This is a genomic window from Streptomyces sp. NPDC040610, from assembly GCF_055594065.1.
In genome coordinates, this window is sequence record NZ_JBVIXA010000001.1 from 1,138,452 (window position 1) to 1,154,407 (window position 15,956).

A 15,956-nucleotide genomic window follows, 5' to 3' on the forward strand; every position below is an offset into this window, starting at 1 on the left:
GGGCCCGTGCTACGGGGCGCCGCCGTGGGTGGTCGCCGGGGTGCCCGGTTCGGGGGCCGGGCCGGTGGTTGCCGAGAGGCCGCCGAGGACCAGCCAGGTGAAGCGGCGGGCCCACTCCGCGTCGACCGGTTCGGCGCTGACCAGGGCGCGGTGGACCACCGCGCCGGCGATCACGTCGAAGATGAGGTCGGCGGTGCGGGCCGCCGTGGCGGGGTCCGGCTCGACGGGGAGTTCGCCGCGGTCCTGGGCGCGGGCGCGACCCGCGAGGACGAGGCGTTTCTGGCGGTCGACGATGGACGCGCGGATGCGCTCGCGCAGGGGCTCGTCGGTGGTGGACTCGGCGACGACCGCCATCAGCGCGGTCTTCGTCTCGGGCCGCCCCAACAATGCGGCGAACTGCAGCACCACACCCTCGATGTCCGTGGCCAGGCTGCCGCTGTCGGGCAGCTCCAGCTCGTCGAAGAGCTCGGCCACCGCGTCCACGACCAGCTCGCTCTTGCCCGCCCAGCGCCGGTAGAGCGTGGTCTTGGCGACCCCGGCCCGGGTGGCCACGTCGCCCAGGGTGAGCTTGGTCCAGCCGAGGTCGACCAGGGCCTGCCTGGTCGCTTCGAGGATGGCGGTGTCCGCCTCGGTGCTGCGGGGGCGGCCCCCGGCGCGCGTCGGCGGTGTGTTGCGGCTCTGCATGCCCGCGACCATACCGGCGAGTATGACCGCCCTGGCCAGCGCCGAGTGAGGCAGATCACGCGACGCCCGCTGCCGCGCCCCGTGTCCTGCAGTTACGCTACGAGCCGTAGCGAAAGCCGTGTTCGACGGCAGACCGCTGCGAGCGAGTCTCACCGCCCGTCGGGCGGCAACCACAGAGCGGGGTGGGGACCCCGCGAGATCCACGGTCCTCCTCGGGCCCGAAGGAACAGGCGAATCGGTTCAGCCGACGGCACCGCAATCCGGCGGGGGGCCGCGATCGGGCCGGGGGGCGAAGCGACTTCCGCGGCGGGGTGGCGGCGGGAGTCGGGCGGGCGGGCACGGTTCCCGCGCGGCTTGGGGGAGGATGTACTCATGCAGCCACGGAACATGTCCATGAGCGGAGTCGTCGACCTCGCCGCGGTGAAGGCGGCCCAGGAGGCCAAGGCGAAGGCGGAGCAGGCGCGCGCCGAAGCGGCCCGGCAGGGCGGCCCGGGCGCGGGTGCCGGGGTGTCTCCCGCGAGTCTCGTCATCGACGTCGACGAGGCGGGTTTCGAGCGGGACGTCCTGCAGCGCTCCACCGAAGTACCGGTCGTCATCGACTTCTGGGCCGAGTGGTGCGAGCCGTGCAAGCAGCTCAGCCCGCTCCTGGAGCGCCTGACGCTGGAGTACAACGGCCGCTTCCTGCTCGCCAAGATCGACGTCGACGCGAACCAGATGCTGATGCAGCAGTTCGGGGTGCAGGGCATCCCGGCGGTCTTCGCGGTGGTGGCGGGCCAGGCCCTGCCGCTCTTCCAGGGCGCGGCCCCCGAGGCGCAGATCCGCCAGACCCTGGACCAGCTGATCCAGGTCGGCGAGGAGCGCTTCGGCCTGACCGGCCTGGTCGTCGACCCGAACGCCTCCGGCGACGAGCCGCAGGCCGCCCCCGCCGCCCCGGCCGGCCCCTATGACGCGCTGCTCGAAGCGGCCGTCCAGGCCCTGGACGCGGGCGACCTCGGCGGCGCCATCCAGGCGTACAAGAACGTGCTGAGCGACGACCCCGGCAACACCGAGGCCAAGCTCGGCCTCGCCCAGGCCGAACTGCTGCGCCGGGTCCAGGACCTGGACCCGGCCGTGGTCCGCAAGGACGCCGCGGAGAAGCCCGGCGACGCGGCGGCGCAGATCGCCGCGGCCGACCTGGACCTGGTCGGCGGTCATGTCGAGGACGCCTTCGGGCGCCTGGTGGAGACGGTCCGGCGCACCGCCGGTGAGGACCGGGAGGCGGCGCGGCTGCGGCTGCTCGAACTCTTCGAGGTCGTCGGCGCCGACGATCCGCGCGTGACGGCGTCGCGCACGGCGCTCGCCCGGGTGCTCTTCTGATCGCTGACTGGCCGGTGGGCGGGGGCCCTTGGGCCCCGCCGGTCCCGCCAGTCCCACCCCGGCAATCTGTCGGATTTGCCCCGGCCCGTTCGCTGACCTGTGGTTAAGCGTTCCGGGCCGTGGTGCGCAAGTGAAAAGTCTGCCGAGGCAGCGCCACAGTGGCCGCGTTTTACCGAATCTTGGTAAACGCGGCCACTGTTACTTGGAGTAAGAGCAGCGCAGCGATCTGTCCGCTTCTATTCGCCAATCACCCGATATTTTGCGGCCGTTAGGGCCACCGTGTGTCGTTGACCGATGCCGGGCGGTGCCGGGTCGGTTATCCGGCCGTTACCAGCCAGTAACGAACCCCCTTGTGCGGACGCCGAGAATGCACCACGATCGGCCACGCTCGGTCCATTGCCCGCAGCCCGACAGCCAATCGGGAGACGGGAATTCTGGGTCCCCACCGAGCAGGCCGACGGCACCGTCGCCGGTCTGGGACAGGGGGGTCTCTGCCGGTTCCGGCAGGGCCTGTCCAGCAAGGTTGTGCGTGATGCGTCAGGCGCGACCAGTGGTTGTCGCTCGGGGGTGATCGCCGGTGATCGAGGCGCGCTGCGCGCCCCTTTACGCGGGCGCTCTCCTTACCGAGGACGTAGCACTTCTCCCATCCCTGCCCGGCTGAGCCGCCCGAACGGGAGCAGTCAGGGCCGGAGATGTACGTCCGAGAAGGAGGAAAGTCATGGAGTCCGTGGCTCGTGGCGGAACCAGATGGAAGCGGTTCGCCGTGGTCATGGTGCCGAGCGTCGCGGCGACGGCCGCGATAGGCGTGGCCCTCTCGCAGGGTGCGCTCGCGGCATCGTTCAGTGTGTCCGGTCAGCAGTTCAAGGTGACCGCGGATCAGCTCGACGGTACGGGATTCGTCCAGTACGGCGGGATGGACAGCGGCAAGTCGGGTAACCACCCGGTCGCCGTCGTCGGCATGGAATCGGCGAAGATCACCAACCTCTGCCAGTCCGTGGTCGTCCCGGTTCCGGTCTTCGGCGATGTGTCGATGGTCCTCAAGGCCGGTGGCAAGGGCAGCCCGAGGGTCGAGGCGAAGAAGCTCTACATCGACGCCGACGACCTGAAGGCCAACGCGACCTTCACCAATGTCGACATCGGTGTCTCGATCGACCGTACGACGAAGGGCCCGGGTCCGGCCAAGGGCGACAAGTACGTCCCGGACTCGTTCGCGCAGCAGGCCGACAAGGTCCGCTTCACCGATGTGAAGCAGCGCGCGTGGGCGACCACGGCCGGCACCTTCAAGCTCTCTGGCCTCGGCATGTCGGTCAAGAAGGGCAAGCACGAGTGCTACTGAGGCGGTAGCGGCCTCGGTCACCTCAGTCTCATCCGCTTCGTCTTGACCGACGCCGTCGTTGAGGCCGTTGTCGAGGCCGATGCTGTCCTGAGCCGCACTTGTCGCGCTGAAACGGCCGGGCGCGGGGGCGCCGTAACTCACTTCAACCAGCCGTCCCCGTGCCCGAATCCGCACACACAGAACCAAACGCCATACCCGAGGAGCTGTACGACATGAGCGCCGAAGCGCAAGTGGGCCTTGGCAACAGGCTTGGCCGGATGCGCCAATCGTTCCGAGGGTGGCGCGGTCAGCGCCCGTTCTGGGGTGGACTGCTGACACTGCTCGGCGGCATCCCGATCATGTACTTCCCCTATGCGAACCTCACCCTGGGCACGATGACCATCCGGATGGCGACCACCGCCGGTGCCGGATCGCTGATCATCGGTGTGCTGTTGGTCGTGCTCGGCCTGACCATGTGGTTCCAGCCGATGTCCCGCGTGTTCGCGGGCGTCGCGGCGATTCTGCTCGCCCTGGTCTCCCTGGTGGTGTCCAACTTCGGCGGCTTCGTCATGGGCTTCCTGCTCGCCCTCATCGGCGGTGCGCTCGGCGTCTCCTGGATGCCGACCAAGCCCGAGAAGCGCTCCAGGCGGCGCGCCCAGGCGCCCGACGCCGGGGGATTCGACGACGGGGCTCCGGAGCCCGCGGCCGCGGGGGCCGCGTACGGAGCCGTGCCGGAGGTGGGCGGTGCGACCGATGACTTCTCAGGAACGAGCCCGGACAACGGGACGAACGGGAGGAACCGTGCCGGCTGACGAGGCGCGCCGCGGGACTGATGCGGACACGTCCCGTGTGAGAACGGGGCCGCGGCACGCGGCCCCCAAGAAGCCGCTCCTGACCCGGCTGCACGTACCCGCCGGGAAGGCGATAGCCCTCGCCGCCATGCCCACCGCCGTACTGATGGGCATGGGTCTGACCCCCCAGCTCGCCCAGGCGAAGCCGGGCGTGCCCAAGAACCCCTTCCGCGACGGCCCTTGCGTCACGGCGCCGGACGAGCAGTCCAAGGAAGCCGAGCAGGACGCCAAGGACGAGCAGGACGCCAAGGAGAAGGCCGCGAAGGAGGCCGAGAAGAAGGCCGAGGCCGCCCGCAAGAAGGCCGACGAGGCCAAGGACAAGGCCGACGGCGAGGACGGCGACGGCTCCTCCGGCGACTCCGGTACGTCCAAGCCCTCGGGCGGCGACGCGGACGGGGGCACCTCCGGGTCCGGGCCGTCCGGTGACGCCGGCTCCGGCAAGGACTCCGACGGCGACTCCGACAAGGGGTCCGGGGACAGTGGCAAGGACGACGAGGACACGGCCGACGAGCCGGACCCCGCCAAGCCCAAGAACCCGCTCGACCCGCTCGGCCTCGGCGACGCCATCAAGGACATCCTCACGCCCGAGGAGAAGAGGGCCGCCGAGGAGAAGGCCGAGAACGACGAGTCGGGCGACGGGAAGTCCTCGGGCTCCTCGGACTCCTCGGACGACGACGGCAGGGACAGCAGGGACGGCAAGGAGTCCGACCGGGCCACCAAGCCCGTCGAGGACACCCTCGGCAAGGCGAAGGACGGCCTGAAGGACACCTCCGACAAGGCCGAGGACCGTCTGAAGGACGCCGCCGAGAAGGCCGACGAGGTCGCGGAGAAGGCCGAGAAGGCGGCGGAGAAGGCCAAGGACAAGGCCGAGGACGGGGACGAGGACGAACCCGAGGAGTCCAAGGACCCGATGGCGCCGGACGAGGACGGCAAGAAGCCGTTCCCGTGCGTGGTGGAGAAGAAGGTCGACGGTGACGACGAGCAGTCGCCCGCGCCGATTCCGAACCAGCCCTGGCACCTGGAGGCCAGCTCGCTGCTCCTGAAGGGCGCGGACTACAAGGGCGTCGTGAACCTGAAGATGCCCGACGGCCGCACCAAGCAGGCGCTGAAGTACATCATCAGCGGCGGCACGGACATCGGCGACCTGCACCAGATCGTCGAGAGCCCGAACGGCAAGAAGTACCACGTGCAGGCGGCCAAGGGCTCCACGTCCACGATCCGTAACGGCGACACGACGATGTACACCGAGCGGATCTCGGGCAACCTCTTCGGTCTGATCCCGATCACGTTCGACCCGGAGCACCCGCCGCCGCTCAACCTGCCGCTGATCTACTTCACCAACGTGAAGGTCCAGCAGGCGGGCCAGTTCGGCGGCGAGCTGACCATCCCCGGCCTGCACCAGTCGATCACCGACTGAGCACCGAGTCCCGTTCCGGGAGCCGCGGCACGTCGAACACCGAGGGCGCCCCCTTGCGCAGGGGGCGCCCTCGATGCTTTTCAGGTACTCACGGGAGTGCCGGAGCACTCCCGGGAGACAACGGGTCCCGGTCCGGTTCTGGTCGGGGATCCGGACCGGGGACCCGTGGCTCAGTCGCGGTCGCCGCCACCCAGGTGGTGGACGCGGACCATGTTGGTGGTGCCGGGGATGCCGGGGGGCGAACCGGCCGTGATGACCATGGTGTCGCCGTCGTTGTAGCGCTGGAGCTTGAGCACCTCGGCGTCGACCAGCTCGACCATGGCGTCCGTGTTGTCCACGTGCGGCACGACGTACGCCTCGACGCCCCAGCTCAGGGCGAGCTGGTTGCGGGTGCTGGTGTCCGTGGTGAAGGCCAGGATCGGCTGGGCCGCGCGGTAGCGGGACAGTCGGCGTGCGGTGTCACCGGACTTGGTGAAGGCGACCAGCGCCTTGCCGTCGAGGAAGTCGGCGATCTCGCAGGCCGCGCGGGCCACCGAACCGCCCTGCGTGCGCGGCTTCTTGCCGGGGACCAGCGGCTGCAGGCCCTTGGAGAGAAGCTCCTCCTCCGCCGCCGTGACGATCTTCGACATGGTCTTGACCGTCTCGATCGGGTACGCGCCCACGCTGGACTCGGCCGACAGCATCACCGCGTCCGCGCCGTCCAGGATCGCGTTGGCGACGTCGGACGCCTCGGCGCGCGTGGGGCGGGAGTTGGTGATCATCGACTCCATCATCTGGGTCGCGACGATCACCGGCTTGGCGTTGCGGCGGCACATCTCCACGAGGCGCTTCTGCACCATCGGGACCTTCTCCAGCGGATACTCGACCGCCAGGTCGCCGCGCGCCACCATGACGGCGTCGAAGGCCGCGACGACGCCCTCCATGTTCGCCACCGCCTGCGGCTTCTCCACCTTGGCGATGACGGGGACCCGGCGGCCCTCCTCGTCCATCACCTTGTGGACGTCCTTGACGTCGTCGGCGTCGCGGACGAAGGACAGCGCGACCATGTCGCAGCCCATCTTCAGCGCGAACCGCAGGTCCTCGATGTCCTTCTCGGACAGGGCGGGGACGTTCACGGCCGCGCCGGGCAGGTTGATGCCCTTGTGGTCGGAGATGACACCGCCCTCGACCACGATCGTCTTCACCTGCGGCCCGGTGACCTCGACGACGCGCAGCTCGACGTTGCCGTCGTTGATGAGGACCTGGTCGCCCTTGGAGACGTCGCCGGGCAGACCCTTGTAGGTCGTGCCGCAGATCGACTTGTCGCCGGGCACGTCCTCGGTGGTGATGGTGAACTCGTCACCGCGCACCAGCTCGACGGGGCCCTCGGCGAAGGTCTCCAGACGGATCTTCGGGCCCTGCAGGTCGGCGAGGACGCCGATCGCGCGGCCCGTGCGCTCCGCCGCGGCCCGGACGCGGTCGTACCGGCCCTGGTGCTCGGCGTGCGTGCCGTGGCTGAAGTTGAAGCGGGCCACGTTCATTCCGGCTTCGATCAGCGAGACGAGCTGATCTTCGGAGTCGACGGCGGGGCCCAGCGTGCAAACGATTTTGGAACGGCGCATGGGGGCGATCCTATCGGTTTGTTTCGCTTCGGAATATTCCATCTGGCGGAAGATACAAATGGGCGGGTCGGCGCTCAGTTGCTTACGCGGCGGAGCGGCATTTCAATGCCGCCCGACCAGTGCATAAGTCTGCGCGGCGATTTCCAGTTCCTCGTCGGTCGGCACGACGGCGACCTTCACCCGGGCGTACTCGGGCGAGATCAGCCGCGGCTCGTCACTCCGTACGGAGTTCAGCTCGCCGTCCACCGCCAGGCCAAGCTCCTCCAGACCCGCGACGGCGGCCGCGCGCACCGGTGCCGCGTTCTCCCCGACACCCGCCGTGAACGCGATCGCGTCCACCCGGCCGAGAACCGCGTAATAGGCGCCGATGTACTTCTTCAGCCGGTGAATGTAGATGTCGAAGGCGAGCCGGGCCTGTTCGTCGCCCTCGTCGATGCGGCGGCGGATCTCCCGCATGTCGTTGTCGCCGCACAGACCGATAAGGCCGCTCTTCTTGTTGAGAAGAGTGTCGATCTCGTCGATGGACAGCCCGCCGACGCGCGCCAAATGGAAGATGACGGCCGGGTCCAGATCTCCCGACCGCGTGCCCATGACGAGCCCTTCGAGCGGCGTCAGGCCCATGGAGGTGTCCACGCACCGGCCGCCGCGCACGGCGGACGCGGACGCGCCGTTGCCGAGGTGAAGGACGATCACGTTCACGTCCTCGGGGGCCTTGCCGAGCAGCTCCGCGGTCGTCCGCGACACATACGCGTGCGAGGTGCCGTGGAAGCCGTAGCGCCGCACGCGGTGCTCGTCGGCGGTGGCCACGTCGATGGCGTAGCGGGCCGCGGCCTCCGGCATCGTCGTGTGGAAGGCGGTGTCGAAGACGGCCACCTGGGGCAGGTCGGGGCGCAGCGCCTGGGCGGTGCGGATGCCGGTGAGGTTGGCCGGGTTGTGCAGCGGGGCCACCGGGATCAGGCGCTCGATCTCGGCGAGCACGGCGTCGTCGACGACCGTCGGCTCGGTGAAGTGCTTGCCGCCGTGCACGACGCGGTGGCCGATCGCGGCCAGCTCCGGCGAGTCCAGGCCGAGGCCGTCGGCGGCCAGCTCCGCGGCGACGGCCTTCAGGGCGGCCTCGTGGTCGGCGATCGGGCCGGTGCGCTCGCGCTCGGCGCCGTCGCCCGTCAGCGGGGTGTGCTTGAGCCGGGAGGTCTCCTCACCGATGCGCTCGACGAGGCCCACGGCCAGACGGCTGCTGTCCGCCATGTCGAGCAGCTGGTACTTCACCGACGAGGAGCCGGAGTTGAGGACGAGGACACGGGACGCGCTCACTGGGGGATTGCCTTCTCGGTGGGGGACTGGGGCGTGGAGGACGGGGACGTGGGGGTCTGGGACTGGATGGCCGTGATGGCGACCGTGTTGACGATGTCCTGGACGAGCGCGCCGCGGGACAGGTCGTTCACGGGCTTGCGCAGGCCCTGGAGGACCGGGCCGACGGCGATCGCGCCGGCCGAGCGCTGCACGGCCTTGTAGGTGTTGTTGCCGGTGTTCAGGTCGGGGAAGATCAGCACGCTGGCCTGGCCCGCCACGTCGGAGCCCGGCAGCTTGGTGGCCGCGACCGACGGCTCGACGGCCGCGTCGTACTGGATCGGGCCCTCGATCTTCAGGTCCGGGCGCTGGCCGCGCACCAGCTCGGTGGCCTCGCGGACCTTGTCGACGTCGGCGCCCGAGCCGGAGGTGCCGGTGGAGTACGACAGCATCGCGATGCGCGGCTCGACGCCGAACTGGTCGGCGGTGGCGGCCGACTGCACGGCGATGTCCGCGAGCTGGACGGCGTTGGGGTCCGGGTTGACCGCGCAGTCGCCGTACACGAGGACCTTGTCGGCCAGGCACATGAAGAAGACGGACGAGACGATGGACGCGTCCGGCTTGGTCTTGATGATCTCGAAGGCCGGGCGGATCGTCGCCGCCGTGGAGTGCACGGAGCCCGACACCATCCCGTCGGCCATGCCGCCCTGCACCATCAGCGTGCCGAAGTAGTTCACGTCCGCCACGACGTCGTACGCCAGCTCGACCGTCACGCCCTTGTGGGCGCGCAGCCGCGCGTACTCCTCGGCGAAGCCCTGCCGCAGGTCCGACGTGGCCGGGTCGATGAGCTGTGCGTCCTTCAGGTCGACGCCCAGGTCGGCGGCCTTCTTGCGGATGGCCTCCACCGGGCCGAGCAGGGTCAGGTCGCAGACGCCCCGGCGCAGCAGCACGTCGGCGGCGCGCAGCACGCGCTCCTCGGCGCCCTCGGGCAGCACGACCCGGCGGCGGTCGGTGCGGGCCCGCTCCAGGAGCTTGTGCTCGAACATCATCGGCGTGAGGCGGTCGCTGCCGAAGACGGAGAGGCGCTTGAGCAGGTCGGCGGTGTCGGTGTACCGCTCGAAGAGGCCGAGCGCGGTCTCCGCCTTGCGGGGCGTCGCCGCGTTCAGCTTGCCCTCCAGGGCGAACAGCTCGGCGGCCGTCGGGAAGGAGCCGCCCTCGACGGCGACCACGGGCGTGCCCGGCGCGAGCCGGTCGGCCAGGCGCAGGATCTCCGGGCCCGGCTGCTCGTTCAGGGTCAGCAGGACGCCCGCGATGGGCGGGGTGCCCGCGCTGTGCGCGGCGAGGGCGCCGACGACCAGGTCGGCGCGGTCGCCGGGGGTCACGACCAGACAGCCCGGGGTCAGGGCGTTCAGGAAGTTCGGCAGCATGGCGCCGCCGAAGACGAAGTCGAGGGCGTCGCGGGCCAGGCCCGAGTCGTCGCCGAGGAGCACCTTGCCGCCGAGGGCGTGGGTGATCTGCGCGACGGTCGGCGCGGCCAGGGCGGGCTCGTCCGGCAGGACGTAGCAGGGCACCGGGAGGCGGGCGGCGAGGCGCTCGTGTATCTCGTCGCGGTCGGCGGGGGCGACCCGGTTGGTGACCATCGCGAGGACGTCGCAGCCGAGGCTGTCGTAGGCGCGGTAGGCGTTGCGGGTCTCGGCGCGCACCGACTCGGCGGTCTGGTTCTTGCCGCCGACCACGGGCAGGACCGAGGCGCCGAACTCGTTCGCGAGCCGGGCGTTCAGCGCCAGCTCGTCGGGGAGCTGGGTGGCGGCGAAGTCGGTGCCGAGGACCAGGACCACGTCGTAGGCGCGGGCGACGGCGTGAAAACGGTCGACGAGCTGGGAGACCAGCTCGTCGGTGCCCTTCTCGGCCTGCAGCGCGGACGCCTCGTGGTAGTCCATGCCGTACACGGACGCGGGGTCCTGCGCGAGCCGGTAGCGGGCGCGGAGCAGCTCGAAGAGGCGGTCGGGTCCGTCGTGGACGAGCGGGCGGAAGACGCCCACGCGGTCGACCTGACGGGTCAGGAGCTCCATGACTCCCAGCTCGACGACCTGGCGGCCGTCGCCCCGGTCGATCCCGGTCACGTACACGCTGCGCGTCACGCGTGCTCTCCGTTTCTTCTTGGCCTGCGCCGGTCCTTCGGTGCCTACGCCGGCGTGGATTCGCTGGTCAGGAGGGGAGGGCAGCTCCGGCAGCGCCGGAAATACACCCGATATTGTTGGCTGTGCCCTCTTGACAATACCTCTGCGGCTGGCTAGGTCGCAGAGCGGACGACGGGGCGGCGGCCCCGCCGGGGCCGTGGAACAATCGGATCGGCTCACAAGTACCAGCAGCGAGCAGGAGACACAGCGCGATGCGTATCGGAATTCTCACCGCGGGCGGCGACTGCCCGGGCCTCAACGCAGTGATCCGGTCGGTCGTGCACCGAGCGGTCACGAACTACGGCGACGAGGTCATCGGCTTCGAGGACGGATACGCGGGCCTGCTGGACGGCCGCTACCGCACCCTCGACCTGAACGCGGTCAGCGGCATCCTCTCGCGCGGCGGCACCATCCTCGGCTCCTCCCGCCTGGAGCGCGACCGCTTCCGCGCCGCCTGCGACAACGCCAAGGAGCTCATCGAGAAGAGCGGCTTCGACGCGCTCATCCCGATCGGCGGCGAGGGCACCCTGACGGCCGCGAAGATGCTGTCGGACGCGGGCGTCCCGGTCGTCGGCGTCCCGAAGACCATCGACAACGACATCTCCTCCACGGACCGCACCTTCGGCTTCGACACCGCCGTCGGCGTCGCCACCGAGGCGATGGACCGCCTGAAGACCACCGCCGAGTCCCACCAGCGCGTCATGGTCGTCGAGGTCATGGGCCGCCACGCGGGCTGGATCGCGCTGGAGTCCGGCATGGCCGGCGGCGCCCACGGCATCTGCCTGCCCGAGCGGCCCTTCGACCCGGCCGACCTGGTCAAGATGGTCGAGGAGCGGTTCGCGCGCGGCAAGAAGTTCGCCGTGATCTGCGTCGCCGAGGGCGCGCACCCCGCCGACGGCACCATGAACTACGGCAAGGGCGCCATCGACCAGTTCGGCCACGAGCGCTTCCAGGGCATCGGCACGGCCCTCGCTTTCGAGCTGGAGAGCCGCCTCGGCAAGGAGGCCAAGCCGGTCATCCTCGGCCACGTCCAGCGCGGCGGCACCCCCACCGCGTACGACCGCGTCCTCGCCACCCGCTTCGGCTGGCACGCCGTCGAGGCCGTGCACCGCGGCGACTTCGGCCACATGACGGCCCTGCGCGGCACGGACATCGTGATGGCCCCGCTCGCCGAGGCGGTCACCGAACTGAAGACGGTCCCCAAGGACCGGATGGACGAGGCGGAGTCGGTCTTCTAGAGCCGGTACGCAACGGCTTCCGGGCCGGTAGGCAGCGGCTTCCGGGGCCGGTCAGTCCGTGCGGTCCGGCACCAGCGGCCAGAAGTGGTCCAGGATCCGGTCCAGGAAGTCGCGGCCCGCGTGGCCCGACGCGTCCGCGCTCGCGCCGCCGCCCCAGCTCAGGGTGCGGACCATGCGGGACTGGTAGTCCTCGTGGAGCTTGCGCAGGGGGCCCTCGATGTCGCGCTTGTCCGCGGCGAGCAGCTTGCTGACCGGGCGTACGTAGCCCTGCCAGCGGGTCGTCACCGCGCTGCGCAGCAGTTCCGCCAGGTCGTCCGCGCGGCCCGTGACCGTGACGAAGTCGGGCAGGGGGAGGCGGAGGGTGCGGCTCAGGGCGGCGGACTGGCGGTCGGTGCCGCGCCACTGGTTGGTCTCCTCCATGCGCAGATACGCCTGGATCTCCACGCCCGCCCCGCGCGCCACGTCCTCCGGGGCGAGGCCGCGGGCGAGGCGGTGCTCGCGCAGCGTCGTGGCCGCGCCCATCAGTTCGCCGGGCGAGCACCACAGTGTCGCGGCGAGCGCGGCCAACTCGGCGGCGTTCGGCGCGGCGAGCCCGCGCTCCCAGGCCGTCACGGTGTCCGGCGTGACATGGGCGAGGCCGTAGCTCGCCCGCATGCCGTACGCGACGTGGCCCGGCGCCATCCCCAGTGCTTCACGGAGGCGGCGCGCTGCGGGGAAGTTGAACGGAGGCGTGGGCTGGCTCGGTTGCACGGGCACACGGTATGGCCGCGTGGGTGCGGCGACTACGGTTTGTTCACACAGGGTTGCGCCTCGTACGAAAGTACGGCGGGCGGGCGCCCTCTCCGTGCTCCGAGCGCCCCTCTTTGTGCCGGAATCACCCCTTGACCGCGCCCCCCAACGCGAACCCCCCGCCCAGCCTCCGCGCCACCAGGACGTACAGCAGGATCACCGGTGTCGAGTAGATGAGGGAGAACGCCGCCAGCTGGCCGTAGATGATCGCGCCCTTGGAGCCGAAGAAGTCGTTGATGCTGACCGCCGCCGGCATCTGCTCGGGGGACAGGAGGAGCATGAAGGGGACGAAGAAGTTGCCCCACATCATGACGAAGGAGAAGACCGTCACGACGGCCACGCCGGGGCCCATCAGGGGCAGGACGATGCGGATCAGGGACTGGAAGGGCGAGGCGCCGTCGGTCCAGGCGGCCTCCTCCAGCTCCTTGGGGACGCCGTCCATGAAGTTCTTCATCAGCCAGATGGAGAACGGGAGCTGGGACGCGGCGAAGAAGAAGATCGTGCCCTGCATGGTGTCGATGAGGTCGACGCGGACGAACAGCGCGTACACCGGGACCATGATCGCGGTGATGGGCAGGCTCGTGGCGAAGAGGATCGTGAGCATGAACGGGCGGTTCAGCCGGGACCTGTAGCGGGACAGCGGGTACGCGGCGAGGGCCGCGCTGATCACGGTCAGGAGGGTGCCGCCGCCGCACAGCAGGAGGCTGTTGAGCATCGGCGTGAACGTGATCTCGTCGGTGAGGACCGCGTCGAAGTTGTCGAGCGTGATGCCGTCGGGGGCCTTCATGCCCACGTCGGCCTTGGGGTCGAGGGCGGACAGGAGCACCCAGGCGAGCGGCACCGCGAAGGTCGCGGCGACGGTCAACAGGCCGATGTTCGCGGCAAGTTTGCGGCTTCTCGTACGGCGCGCGGACGGTGTGGACGACACTCAGACCTCCGTGCGCAGCAGGCGCATGTAGATGAGTGAGAACAGGGATCCGACCAGGAGGAGGAGCAGGGCCACGGCCGTGCCGTAGCCGATCATGCTCTTCTGGAAGGCCTGCTCGTACATGAACAGCGGGAGGGTCTGGCTGCGGTTGCCGGGGCCGCCGCGCGTCATCACCCAGATCAGGCCGAAGACCGACAGGGTCTGCAGGGTGTTGAGCATCAGGTTCGTGCCGATGGAGCGGCGGATCATGGGGAGCGTGATGTGCCACATGCGGCGCCAGCCGCTGGCGCCGTCCACCTCCGCGGCCTCGGTGATCTCCTTGGGGATCTCGTTGAGGGCGGCGGAGTACACGAGCATCGAGAAGGCCGTGCCGCGCCAGACGTTGGCGAACGACACCGCCAGGATCGGCAGGGTGAACAGCCAGTTCTGCGACGGCAGGTGCAGGAAGTCCAGGACCGCGTTGAGAGTGCCGTCGCGGCGGAAGAAGGCGTACAGGAGGAAGCCCGCGACCACCTCCGGCAGCACCCACGCCGTGACGACGACCGCCCCGGTGATCGTACGGACCGTCTTGGACGCCCGCTGCATCAGCGCCGCGAGGGCCAGGCCCAGCGTGTTCTGGCCGACGATCGACGACAGGAACGTGAAGACGAGCGTCAGCCAGACCGCGTTGATGAAGTCCTCGTCGTCGAACGCCGTCCGGAAGTTCTCGAAGCCGACGAACGACTCGTGGGCCTGGCCGGTGAGCTGGAGGTCCGTGAAGGCGATGTACGCGCAGTAGCCGATCGGGCCCGCGAGGAACAGGGCCATGAGGACGACCGCGGGCGACACGGGCAGGGCCCGGGCCAGCGAGCGGGCGAGCCGCCGGTGGCCCGGGGGAGCCGTCACTTCTCGATCACCTTGCCGTCGGTCGCCGACTCGACCTCGTCGTCATAGCCGCTCGCCGCCTTGTCCACCGAGCCGTCCCCCGTCGTGACCTGCTCCATGGCCTCCTGCATCGCCGTGGAGACCTTCGGGTAGGCCGGGAACGCCGGGCGGTAGTGCGTGGACGCGACCAGGTCGGTGAAGAACTTGATGCCGGGCTGCGCCTTGATGTACGCAGGGTCCTTCGCGACGTCCTCGCGCACCGAGATGCCGGAGTTCGCGATGTACCACTTCTTCGCGTTCTCCTTGGTCTGCATCGTCTCGATGAACTTGAACGCCAGGTCGGCGTTGTCCGCCTTCGACGGGATCGCCCACGTCCAGCCGCCGGACATGCTGACCTTGCCGGGCGCCTGACCGTGCTGCGTGGGCATCGCCGCGAGCCCCAACTCCTTGGACCACTCGGGCCACTCGTGCCCCGAGCCCGGCAGCCAGTCCTGCGGCAGCCAGGAGCCGTCGAGGTTGATGCCGAGCTTGCCCTTGGGCAGGAACTCGCCGCGCACCCGCGTGGCCATGTTCGGGTCGAGGGCGTCCTCGACGTCCGGGCCGAGCTTCTCCTTGTAGACGGTCTCCACGAACTTCAGGGAGTCCTTGAAGCCCTGGCCGCCCACCACCCACTTCTTCGCCTTCGGGTCGTACAGCGGGTTCTCGCCCGTGCCGTACAGGAGCATCTCCATGCCCTGCATGGACGAGGTCTCACCGCCGGGTTTGCCGGTGTAGACGTTCAGCGGGACGACGTCCGGCACCTTCTCCTTGATGGTGCGGGCCGCGTCCAGGATCTCGTCCCAGTTCTTCGGCTGCCAGTTCGCGGGCAGGCCCGCCTTCGCGAAGATGTCCTTGTCGAACCAGAGGCCGCGGGTGTCCGTGCCGTCCGGCACGCCGTACGTCTTGCCGTCCTCCGCCTTCGCCGCCGCCTTGGCAGTGTCGATGAACTTCGGCCACTCCTTCCACTTGTCCAGATACGGGTCGAGCGGCTTCAAGTACCCGCTGGTGATATCGGAGTTGATGAGGAAGGTGTCCTCGTAGACCAGGTCGGGGGCGGTCTTCGGCGAGCGCAGCATCTGCTGCACCTTCGTGTAGTACTCGGCGTCCGGCGCCTTGATCGGCACCAGTTTCACCTTCTTGCCGGGGTTCGCCTTCTCGAACTGCTTCTTCATCGACTCCAGGTAGTCGTCCATCACCCGGATCTTGTTGTCCATGGACTGCTTGTACGAGACCTTCACGGTGTCCGGGTCGTCGCCGGAGCCGCCGCCGCACGCGGTCAGGGTGGAGGCGGCGAGCACGGCTGCCAGGAGCAGAGGGGCGGGGGCGGTGGGGCGCACGGGCACGACCTCCTACGGTCCGACGCGGCCGCGCCGCGGCGCGGGGGTGCTGCCGCGCGGGGCTGCTGCC

The 15,956-nt window shown here is 69.9% G+C and carries 13 protein-coding genes; 5 read left to right on the forward strand and 8 right to left on the reverse strand.

Going from position 1 to position 15,956, the window contains the following annotated elements; all coding sequences use genetic code 11:
• Positions 1–9: 9 nt before the first annotated feature.
• Positions 10–684 (reverse strand): TetR/AcrR family transcriptional regulator, encoded by a 675-nt coding sequence (locus tag ACZ6AA_RS05125; protein WP_471456318.1) that lies wholly within the window; start codon positions 682–684, stop codon positions 10–12.
• 372 nt (positions 685–1,056) lie between these two features.
• On the opposite strand from ACZ6AA_RS05125, the gene ACZ6AA_RS05130 reads away from it, so the two are divergent.
• The 4 genes from ACZ6AA_RS05130 (at position 1,057) to ACZ6AA_RS05145 (ending at position 5,623) form a co-directional block, all read left to right on the forward strand.
• Entirely contained in the window at positions 1,057–2,040 is a 984-nt protein-coding gene (locus ACZ6AA_RS05130) for a tetratricopeptide repeat protein (protein ID WP_468452344.1), read from the forward strand.
• A 718-nt stretch (positions 2,041–2,758) separates the two neighbouring features.
• The gene (locus tag ACZ6AA_RS05135; RefSeq protein ID WP_380847693.1) at positions 2,759–3,376 is read left to right on the forward strand and encodes a DUF6230 family protein; all 618 of its coding nucleotides are present in this window, start codon (positions 2,759–2,761) and stop codon (positions 3,374–3,376) included.
• A 212-nt stretch (positions 3,377–3,588) separates the two neighbouring features.
• The gene (locus ACZ6AA_RS05140) at positions 3,589–4,167 is read left to right on the forward strand and encodes a DUF6114 domain-containing protein (RefSeq protein ID WP_471456320.1); all 579 of its coding nucleotides are present in this window, start codon (positions 3,589–3,591) and stop codon (positions 4,165–4,167) included.
• Positions 4,168–4,204: 37 nt separating this feature from the next.
• Positions 4,205–5,623 (forward strand): hypothetical protein, encoded by a 1,419-nt coding sequence (locus tag ACZ6AA_RS05145; RefSeq protein ID WP_471456322.1) that lies wholly within the window; start codon positions 4,205–4,207, stop codon positions 5,621–5,623.
• 170 nt (positions 5,624–5,793) lie between these two features.
• Here the strand turns inward: ACZ6AA_RS05145 and pyk are convergent, their stop codons facing one another.
• The 3 genes from pyk to pta all read right to left on the reverse strand — a co-directional run bounded on the left by pyk (position 5,794) and on the right by pta (position 10,652).
• On the reverse strand, positions 5,794–7,224 hold the full coding sequence (pyk, locus tag ACZ6AA_RS05150; protein ID WP_468452338.1) for a pyruvate kinase: 1,431 nt from the start codon (positions 7,222–7,224) through the stop codon (positions 5,794–5,796).
• 102 nt (positions 7,225–7,326) lie between these two features.
• Positions 7,327–8,535: an acetate kinase gene (locus tag ACZ6AA_RS05155; protein ID WP_471456324.1), complete on the reverse strand. Its 1,209-nt coding sequence runs from the start codon at positions 8,533–8,535 to the stop codon at positions 7,327–7,329.
• Entirely contained in the window at positions 8,532–10,652 is a 2,121-nt protein-coding gene (gene pta, locus ACZ6AA_RS05160) for a phosphate acetyltransferase (RefSeq protein WP_468481169.1), read from the reverse strand. Before pta ends, ACZ6AA_RS05155 begins: the two co-directional genes overlap by 4 nt.
• Positions 10,653–10,903: 251 nt before the next feature.
• Between pta and ACZ6AA_RS05165 the strand changes: the two genes are divergently transcribed.
• Positions 10,904–11,929 carry an ATP-dependent 6-phosphofructokinase gene (locus ACZ6AA_RS05165; protein ID WP_468452332.1) on the forward strand — a complete coding sequence of 342 codons (1,026 nt, stop codon included), beginning with the start codon at positions 10,904–10,906 and terminating at the stop codon, positions 11,927–11,929.
• Between the two features lie 51 nt (positions 11,930–11,980).
• Here the strand turns inward: ACZ6AA_RS05165 and ACZ6AA_RS05170 are convergent, their stop codons facing one another.
• The 4 genes from ACZ6AA_RS05170 to ACZ6AA_RS05185 all read right to left on the reverse strand — a co-directional run bounded on the left by ACZ6AA_RS05170 (position 11,981) and on the right by ACZ6AA_RS05185 (position 15,892).
• Positions 11,981–12,610: a helix-turn-helix domain-containing protein gene (locus ACZ6AA_RS05170; RefSeq protein ID WP_468452633.1), complete on the reverse strand. Its 630-nt coding sequence runs from the start codon at positions 12,608–12,610 to the stop codon at positions 11,981–11,983.
• Between the two features lie 193 nt (positions 12,611–12,803).
• A complete protein-coding gene (locus tag ACZ6AA_RS05175; protein WP_471456326.1) occupies positions 12,804–13,646 on the reverse strand; it encodes a carbohydrate ABC transporter permease in 843 nt (280 codons plus the stop codon).
• A complete protein-coding gene (locus ACZ6AA_RS05180; RefSeq protein ID WP_468452631.1) occupies positions 13,647–14,453 on the reverse strand; it encodes a carbohydrate ABC transporter permease in 807 nt (268 codons plus the stop codon). It abuts the gene before it with no gap.
• 74 nt (positions 14,454–14,527) lie between these two features.
• Entirely contained in the window at positions 14,528–15,892 is a 1,365-nt protein-coding gene (locus ACZ6AA_RS05185; protein WP_471456328.1) for an extracellular solute-binding protein, read from the reverse strand.
• Between the last annotated feature and the right edge of the window lie 64 nt (positions 15,893–15,956).

What these genes read in the sequence shown, in the direction of transcription:
- ACZ6AA_RS05140 (WP_471456320.1), top strand. Translation starts at nt 3,589, where the DNA reads ATGAGCGCCGAAGCGCAAGTGGGCCTTGGCAACAGGCTTGGCCGGATG.
- ACZ6AA_RS05130 (WP_468452344.1), top strand. Translation starts at nt 1,057, where the DNA reads ATGCAGCCACGGAACATGTCCATGAGCGGAGTCGTCGACCTCGCCGCG.
- ACZ6AA_RS05165 (WP_468452332.1), top strand. Translation starts at nt 10,904, where the DNA reads ATGCGTATCGGAATTCTCACCGCGGGCGGCGACTGCCCGGGCCTCAAC.
- ACZ6AA_RS05180 (WP_468452631.1), bottom strand. Translation starts at nt 14,453, where the DNA reads ATGGCCCTGTTCCTCGCGGGCCCGATCGGCTACTGCGCGTACATCGCC.
- pyk (WP_468452338.1), bottom strand. Translation starts at nt 7,224, where the DNA reads ATGCGCCGTTCCAAAATCGTTTGCACGCTGGGCCCCGCCGTCGACTCC.
- ACZ6AA_RS05135 (WP_380847693.1), top strand. Translation starts at nt 2,759, where the DNA reads ATGGAGTCCGTGGCTCGTGGCGGAACCAGATGGAAGCGGTTCGCCGTG.
- ACZ6AA_RS05125 (WP_471456318.1), bottom strand. Translation starts at nt 684, where the DNA reads ATGCAGAGCCGCAACACACCGCCGACGCGCGCCGGGGGCCGCCCCCGC.
- ACZ6AA_RS05170 (WP_468452633.1), bottom strand. Translation starts at nt 12,610, where the DNA reads ATGGCGCCGGGCCACGTCGCGTACGGCATGCGGGCGAGCTACGGCCTC.